This window comes from Bacillus sp. 220_BSPC (assembly GCF_001054655.1).
GTDB classification, from domain to species: Bacteria; Bacillota; Bacilli; order Bacillales; family DSM-1321; genus Peribacillus; species Peribacillus frigoritolerans.
Window position 1 is genome coordinate 1 of record NZ_JVPL01000061.1, and the last position, 8,182, is coordinate 8,182.

At 41.2% G+C, this 8,182-nt stretch carries 6 protein-coding genes; 5 read left to right on the forward strand and 1 reads right to left on the reverse strand.

The genetic code is table 11. The features are described from left to right. Nucleotides 1-284: 284 nt before the first annotated feature. Complete coding sequence (locus ADA55_RS03775) at nt 285-974, reverse strand: response regulator transcription factor (protein WP_048679253.1); 690 nt, start codon at nt 972-974, stop codon at nt 285-287. 672 nt (nt 975-1,646) lie between these two features. Here ADA55_RS03775 and ADA55_RS03785 point away from each other — a divergent pair. From ADA55_RS03785 to ADA55_RS27880, 5 genes are all read left to right on the forward strand, one after another. After that, nucleotides 1,647-2,768, forward strand: a complete 1,122-nt coding sequence (locus ADA55_RS03785) for a GerAB/ArcD/ProY family transporter (protein ID WP_065421102.1) — start codon at nt 1,647-1,649, stop codon at nt 2,766-2,768. A 238-nt stretch (nt 2,769-3,006) separates the two neighbouring features. Next, complete coding sequence (locus tag ADA55_RS03790; RefSeq protein WP_048679268.1) at nt 3,007-4,764, forward strand: sensor histidine kinase; 1,758 nt, start codon at nt 3,007-3,009, stop codon at nt 4,762-4,764. Then, the gene (locus tag ADA55_RS03795) at nt 4,761-5,507 is read left to right on the forward strand and encodes a LytR/AlgR family response regulator transcription factor (RefSeq protein WP_048679264.1); all 747 of its coding nucleotides are present in this window, start codon (nt 4,761-4,763) and stop codon (nt 5,505-5,507) included. Before ADA55_RS03790 ends, ADA55_RS03795 begins: the two co-directional genes overlap by 4 nt. A 141-nt stretch (nt 5,508-5,648) precedes the next feature. Next, complete coding sequence (gene cstA, locus ADA55_RS03800) at nt 5,649-7,442, forward strand: carbon starvation protein CstA (RefSeq protein ID WP_048679266.1); 1,794 nt, start codon at nt 5,649-5,651, stop codon at nt 7,440-7,442. 144 nt (nt 7,443-7,586) lie between these two features. Further along, nucleotides 7,587-7,742, forward strand: coding sequence for a DUF1540 domain-containing protein (locus ADA55_RS27880; protein WP_065421101.1), 156 nt, complete (start codon nt 7,587-7,589; stop codon nt 7,740-7,742). The last annotated feature ends 440 nt before the right edge of the window (nt 7,743-8,182 follow it).

The window sequence follows — 8,182 nt, forward strand, 5'->3', positions numbered from 1 at the left end:
CAAGCTGCCTAGGCTTTTTTTAAACTGTCCTTTACAAAGGGTACATTTCACTTTGAGTAGGGGCTTTTTATAGGCTCAAGCATAAGGTTTTTGGTTTCCCTATGCGCTTTCATTCCAATAACAGTTTCTACGAAGTTCAAGGAAGTGTACATATTTCGGGTAAGCATAAAAAATCCCTTTTTGCAGAAAAGAAATGGGATTAAATTTGTTTGTTATATGGGTGTAGATTTATGATGCTCATTGTATACCTTCAAAATGAATTTCGCTTTTTATTTCTAAAAGTACTATAAGATGCGGTTTTCCATCTTCACTTCATGAAGAATTTCATGCAATTTATTTTCATAATGCAAGCTGATTAATTGTGATCTGGAGGATACGCCTAATTCTTCAAACAATTTATTTATATGGTTACGAACTGTAGAAACACTAATATGAAGATTATCAGCTATTTCTTTATCTTTGAGACCTTGCGTTATATTCTGGATGATCCGCAAATCAACTTTATGTTGCGATTCCCTGGTGAATAAAGATGATCTATCTGTTTTTATTATTTCTTCAATTGATAATTTCTCACGGTACACATGTAATTCGTAGGAGATTTGATTAGCGAGCATTTCAGAAATCATTTTGAAATTTTCACTATCATCCGTTGTGAATATACCTACATAGCCTTGCAATTCCTTATTTTTATTTTCATGGAACGGGGAAGATATGACACTAAAATCCTTTCCGGAAAGTTTATTTTTAGTTTTTACAGTAGTATTTTGCAATGAACTTAAAATAAATGCATTATTTTCAACAGATTCTTCTATAACCAGTTTACATAAATCTTGATTTTCATCATTACTTTTGGCGTATAAAACATTTAGCTCTTTATCAAAGATACATATAGTAGTTTCAAAATTAAATTCGAAATTCTTAATACTATTCAATACTTTTTTACTGATATAAATGATTTGATTTCTCAATTCCATATTCATACCTCATACTCGTTCCTAAAATGAAATAACCTGTTTACTTTCCTCGTTTAACAATAAACTATTTTTGGGTGTGAAGGGTTCCAAAAATGACAACTGCTATTTCAGAAATGATACCATCATAAACCTTCCAATCAGGTAGAGCAGAAGAGAGCGGGACAGAAGCTTTAAGGAATTCATGACAAATTATTTCATTTAAATGGATATATTTACATCCAAGGTGAAAACATAACCGTAACGTTCATATGTCTGCCCGGCTGTTGGAGCGGCAATGAGTTGAATGAACTTGCCATCGTTACTGCCTTGGGAATGAAACAGAAGGTGGATATGCATTCGGAAGTGAATGTAACCGTTAAAGGATTCGCCATTTAGGCACCATAACAGAATCCTTTCAAAAAGAAGTCGAGGAGTAAAGATCTATGTGGGCAATCATAGGAACCGTGTTTACTGGAGCAATTATTTCATATTTTGAAATACCTCAACTTTTTAAAAATAAATGCTGGAGGGAAATCTCCGTCTTTATTCTATTGCTTTTAGTTGGTATGACGTTGAGCATTTTATTAATTAAAGATGTTACCATTCCTAATCCCTTAGACTGGATAACAAACATTTATAATCCCTTCACATCTTTCATGGAACGGATTCTGTCTTAGGGGGGATTTATTGATTATGCTCGAGAAAGGTAAAATTAGCTCAGGAGAATTTCTTATATTGGTCATCATATTTACGATAGGAGGTTCGATACTCAATGTACCTGCGCTGCTTGTCCATTTAGCCAAGCAGGATGCCTGGATTTCCTATATAATAACTACTCTCGTCAGTTTGTGTTTTGTTTTCTTATATAATAAATTAGCCTCGATTTATCCTTCTAAGACTTATGTCGAAGTTAATGAAAAAATATTGGGAAAATGGGTTGGGAAAGTTACGGCACTGCTCTTTCTTTTTTATATTTTGTACCTTTTGTCCGCTTTATTGTATGAAATTGGAAGTTTTTCAACAACACAAATTTTGGTTGGAACACCTATTGAAATGATTATGATTCTATTTTTATTGACATGCATAATCGGTGTACGATTAGGATTGGAAGTCATCAGTCGAACTGCATTGATCTTTTTTCCTTGGATTGTCTTTATGCTTTTCATGTTATTTTTACTTCTTATCCCTGAAATCAAAGTAGAACATATTCAACCTATTTTTGAAGAAGGCATGAAACCAATTATTAAGGGCTCCTATCACACTTTAGCGCTCCCGTATGTACAGCTCGTTTTCTTTTTAATGATCATGCCCTATGTAAATGAAAAGGCTGAAATGAAAAAGAACTTTTATCGAGGAACATTATTGGGAGGCTTCGTTCTATTCTTAGTGATCATTTTCTCTATCCTCGTATTGGGTATTGATATAACCGCACTGCAAAACCATCCTTCCTATAGATTGGGAAAGAGGATGAGTGTTGGTGATTTTTTGGAGCGTATTGAAGTCACTGTAGCCTTCATTTGGATTCTATCCGTGTATTTCAAGCTAACGATCTGTTATTATGGACTGTCTCTCGGGTTAGCTCAAGTTTTGGGATTGAAAAATCACAAACTTCTTCATTTCCCATTAGCATTTTTAATTTTTGCCTTCTCCATCATTACACATCCAAATACAGTACATAGTCAAAACTTTACTGTAAAAGCATGGACGCCCTTTTCCTTAACCATTTGTTTTCTTCTCCCGGTGTTATTGTTGGTGATCGGAATATTGAAAAAAAGCGTTCTGATTCAAAGGTGGCCAAAGGATGTTAATAAATAATTCAATTACTGCCTCTGGTCCCTGATGTCCGATTCCGCGATAAACGACTCTGAAAAGATGATTTCTTTCTATTGAAAAAGCCTTGGTATTTATAGGCTTTTTTTTAGATTGAATCTAGCTTTTTCTCCGATATGGTCCCTCATTTTTTCCATGTTTTTGGAATCGAAAAAACAAAATTCGACAAGGATTTCATGGCTGGTGTAAGATGAATGAAAAAGCCAGAAATGGGGTGAATGCTTTGGTTGATTTATTACCGTCGCTGTTTGAAAAAGTGGGGATCATCGTGATTGCTGCCTTCCTGCTTTCTTATATGAAACCCTTTCGGCAAATGATAGGCCATGAACATGAAATGTCGAAGAAAATCATGTTTATCGCACTTTTTGGAACATTCGGCATCATAAGTAACTATACAGGAATCGAAATCGGAACTCATGCCATGCCGGAGGGTGATTGGCATGCTGAGATTGCTCCCGATAACGCGATTGCCAACACAAGAATTATGGGCGTGGCTATCGGCGGTCTGCTGGGAGGACCCTTTGTTGGGTTGGGAGTAGGTTTGATTGCGGGGCTTCACCGTTATTTTCTCGGGGGCTTTACGGCGGGGGCTTGTGCGATCGCTGCAATTTTGGCTGGGGTCTTATCGGGTCTTTTGGGGAAAAGGCGGCGAAAGCATGGGACGATCACCCCTTGGTTTGCCCTTCCCATATGCATGGCATTGGAAGCAATCCAAATGGGCATCATCCTGGTGACGGCCAACCCCTTTGAAAGGGCATGGGAGCTCGTACAAGTAATCGGGATTCCCATGATCATCATCAATGGATTCGGGACTTTACTTTTCATGCTCATCATTCAGTCGATCACAAGGGACGAAGCACGGACACGGGCCGTACAAACCAATCTTGCGTTCCTGATTGCGGATCAGACTTTGCCCTTTTTCCGGCAAGGTTTGAATCAAACTTCATGCAAGAGAATAGCCCAAATCATCTTGGGGCTGACTGAAGCCGATGCCGTGGCCATTACCAATGAACATAGCGTGCTTGCCCATGTTGGTGCTGCGTCAGATCACCATGTCCCTAAGGTGGGGATAGCGACAGGCTTAACGAAACAAGCCCTTGAACAAGGGAAAATCATCGTGGCCAAAACAAAAAAGGACATTTATTGCTTTCATGATCAATGTCCATTGCAAGCGGCCGTAGTCCTGCCGTTGCAGGTCCAACAGAAAACGGTCGGGACTTTGAAGATGTATTTCAAGCATCCGGATAAATTAAGCCAAGTGGAACAAGAGTTAGCTGAAGGATTGGCCAAGCTATTTTCCACTCAACTGGAACTGGCAAAAGCGGAAATGCAAACGAAATTATTGAAAGATGCTGAAATTAAAGCATTGCAGGCACAGGTCCATCCTCATTTTTTATTCAATGCAATCAATACGATATCCGTTCTATGCCGGACGGATGTAGAGAAGGCAAGAAGTTTATTGCAGGAGCTCAGTGCCTTCTTTCGCTCTAATTTACAAGGGGCCCGACAAATACTGGTGCCGCTAGAAAAGGAATTAGAGCATGTTAACGCATATTTATCACTGGAGCAGGCGCGTTTTCCAGATAAATATCATATCGATTATCGCATTGAGCCAAGGCTTAAGGAAGTTCTCATCCCTCCATTCACATTGCAGCCACTTGTTGAGAATGCGGTACACCATGCATTTCCACATGTGAAAAACAAAGGTCAAATCATCATCCGCGCATACTTTAAAGACGATGCGATGCACATTGTTGTGGAGGATGACGGAAAAGGGATTCCGGGCGGGAGAATAGATGAATTGGGCAAGCAGGCTGTAGAATCGGCTAAGGGAACAGGAACGGCGCTTCATAATATCAGTGAACGGCTGGAAGGGATCTATAAAGGTCAGGCCAGCCTCTCGATTGAAAGTGAAGCGGGACACGGAACCAAAGTGAACATATCAATACCACTCAACGAGAAAGGAGTATGGCAACGATGATGAAAGCATTTATCGTAGAGGATGAACCACTGGCTAGGGATGAATTGAAATATCTATTGAAGAGAAGCAGGCAAGTTGAAGTCGTGGGTGAGGCCGAGGGGATAGAAGATGCCATGAGGGATATCTCCCGCCTTAAACCTGAGCTTGTCTTTTTGGACATTGAGCTTGCAGATGGCAATGGTTTGCAGTTGGCTAAGCAATTGGCGGAACTTGACCCCGCACCTTCGCTCATTTTTGCGACCGCTTATGATGAGTTTGCCCTCCAAGCCTTCGAGTTATATGCATTTGATTATTTATTAAAGCCCTTTAATGAAAAAAGGATACGTCGAACTTTGGATAAGCTCATGAAGCAGCGTCAAATCGGGAAAGACGAATCCGGAACAGCAGCTGCCGCCAGCCGAATGTCGGTGGAACAGACAGGTAAGTTGGCTGTGGTGATAGATGATCGGATCGTTTTGATCGACCGGGATCATATTTTGTTCATAGGACTCGTTGAAGGGAAGACGGTCATTAAAACCGGGGAAAATGAATATAAAATCGGCGACCCTCTCATCGTGCTTGAAAAGAAGCTCGATAAGCGCTCATTTTTACGGGTGCATCGCAGTTTTATCGTGAATGTCATCCATATATCCGAAATACAGCCTTGGTTCAACTCGACTTATAATCTCATTATGAGTGACGGGTCAAACATCCCGGTAAGCCGGACGTATGTGAAGGAGCTAAAGCAGCTGATCGGTTTTTAAAAATTTTCATAATTCTGCATTTTAGCTTCATCATAATGCAGTCCATCCCTCGATATCTGCATTATAACTTGAAAACCCATTGAATTCGCTTTCATTGTGATATCATTTTTTTACGATGTAAGTAATAGAGGGGGTTCAAATATGAATGCGGTTACAATTGTCATAGGCTCCATTTGTATATTAATGATTGCCTACCGTTTATACGGGACATTCATAGCACTTAAAGTATTAAAACTTGATGATTCCAAGCCGACTCCGGCCCATAAATTAGAAGATGGAAAAGATTATGTTCCAACAAATAAATGGGTGGCATTCGGCCACCATTTTGCAGCCATTGCAGCGGCTGGTCCTTTGGTGGGACCCATCCTTGCTGCACAATTCGGGTATTTGCCAAGTTTATTATGGCTACTGATCGGGGCTGTAATCGGGGGAGCCGTCCATGATGCCGTCGTGCTTTTCGCGTCGATGCGTAAAGACGGCAAATCCCTTTCGGAAGTTGCGAAAGAAGAACTTGGACCTGTAGCAGGCTTCTGTACAGGACTCGCGATGCTTTTTATCATCACAATCACGATGGCAGGACTTTCAATGGTCGTTCTGCATGCTCTGGAAAACAATCCATGGGGGACGTTCGCTGTCGGGATCACCATTCCGATCGCCATGGGTGTAGGGCTTTACCATAAAAAAACCGGGAACCTGAAAGGGGCGACCATCGTCGGGTTCGGGCTCATCATGGCCGCAATTTTACTTGGGCCGAACATTCAAGGAACGGCATTTGGCGACTTATTGACACTTGAGGCGAGCACACTTGCCATCATTTTGCCGATCTATGCTTTCTTCGCTGCCGCCTTGCCTGTTTGGCTGCTGCTGGCACCTCGTGATTACCTTAGTACATTTATGAAAATCGGTGTATTTGCCGCATTGATCATCGGCGTTTTCGTAGTGAATCCAGAAATCCAGTTTCCTGCGTTTACCGAATTCATTAATGGCGGGGGCCCGATTGTAGCCGGTCCGGTTTGGCCATTCATTTCAATCACCATCGCCTGTGGCGCGATTTCAGGATTCCATGCATTTGTCGGATCCGGCACAACTCCAAAAATGTTAAACCGTTGGAGTGATATCAAATCCGTTGGTTTCGGAGCCATGCTAGTGGAATGTGTCGTTGCCATCATGGCATTGATTGCTGCGGTTTCACTGCAGCCAGGAGATTATTTTGCGATTAACTCCACACCTGAAGTATTTCAAACATTAGGGATGGAAACCGTACATCTTGACGAACTCAGTGAAGAAATCGGCATTAATCTGGAGGGACGGACAGGCGGGGCAGTTACACTTGCTGTCGGCATGACCTATATTTTCACCGAAATACCCTTCTTTGACAAACTGGCATCGTTTTTCTTCCAATTCGTCATCATGTTCGAGGCGGTGTTCATATTGACTGCCATCGATTCTGGGACACGTGTTGCCCGTTACTTAATCCAGGACTTCTTCGGGGAGTTCTATAAACCATTAAAACGAGTCGACTGGCTGCCGGGGAACATATTCGCCAGCGCATTAGCCTGCTTTATCTGGGGATACCTGCTTTACTCTGGGGACATCGGTTCGATCTGGGCACTCTTTGGCGTATCCAACCAGCTCATGGCTTCGATTGGACTCATCATCGGTGCGACCGTCGTATTGAAAATCGCAGACAAACGCTGGTATATCTGGACATGCCTCGTACCCCTTGCCTACTTATATGTAACAGTCAATGTAGCAGGGTACTGGATGGTGAAAAACGTATACCTGAACCCGGACTCTGCAGGATTCAGCATATTGAACGGAATACTATCGATCACCATGTTAATCCTAGGCTTGATCATCCTGGTTGCCGCCTTGAAAAAATGGCGGGAGCTTTGGAAAATCCCTCAAGCAGAACTATTGAAAAGATCCGCATAAGCATATAAAAAATCCGGGCGGAAACTGCCCGGATTTTTGTACGTTATGACGCCCGCAATTAAAATTAAGACACCAAAACCTGAAAAAGGAAAGTATCAATAACCCCAACTTTGTTAATGATAGCAAATGAGGAGGTGTGATAAGATGGCAAAAGATGTACTATGTGAAGTGAATAATTGTAAATATTGGGATTCTGGAAACAAATGCAGTGCAGATGCTATTTATGTTGTCAGCCATAAAGGGAAGCAAGCATCAAATAGCAAAGAAACGGATTGCAAAACATTTGATCCAGAAATTTAAAACATCGGGGGTAACCATCAACTGGTTACCCTTCTTTCATTTTATTATTGATAATAAAAATCATTTTCATTCAAGAATATAGAAATTCATTTTAATTTTCTTCATGAAAAGGATATTTGGGTGACAATATCGTGATTTTGATGGATATAATCGAAAGTTTGATCGATAAAATCGAGAATTTTGTGCGATATCCCCGAGACTTCGTGCGATATCCCCGTGAATTCGCAGTTTACTCGTGAGTTTAGGCCGTTTACTCGTGAGTTTGGGCGGTTTACTCGTGAGTTTGGGCAGTTTATTCGTGAGTTTGGGCGGTTTACTCGTGAGTTTGGGCAGTTTACTCGTGAGTTTAGGCCGTTTACTCGTGAATTCGCACATTACTCGAGAGATTGTGCGTTAAACTCCTGTTTGAGCGATATAAACTCAAGTTTGGTCGATAAAAT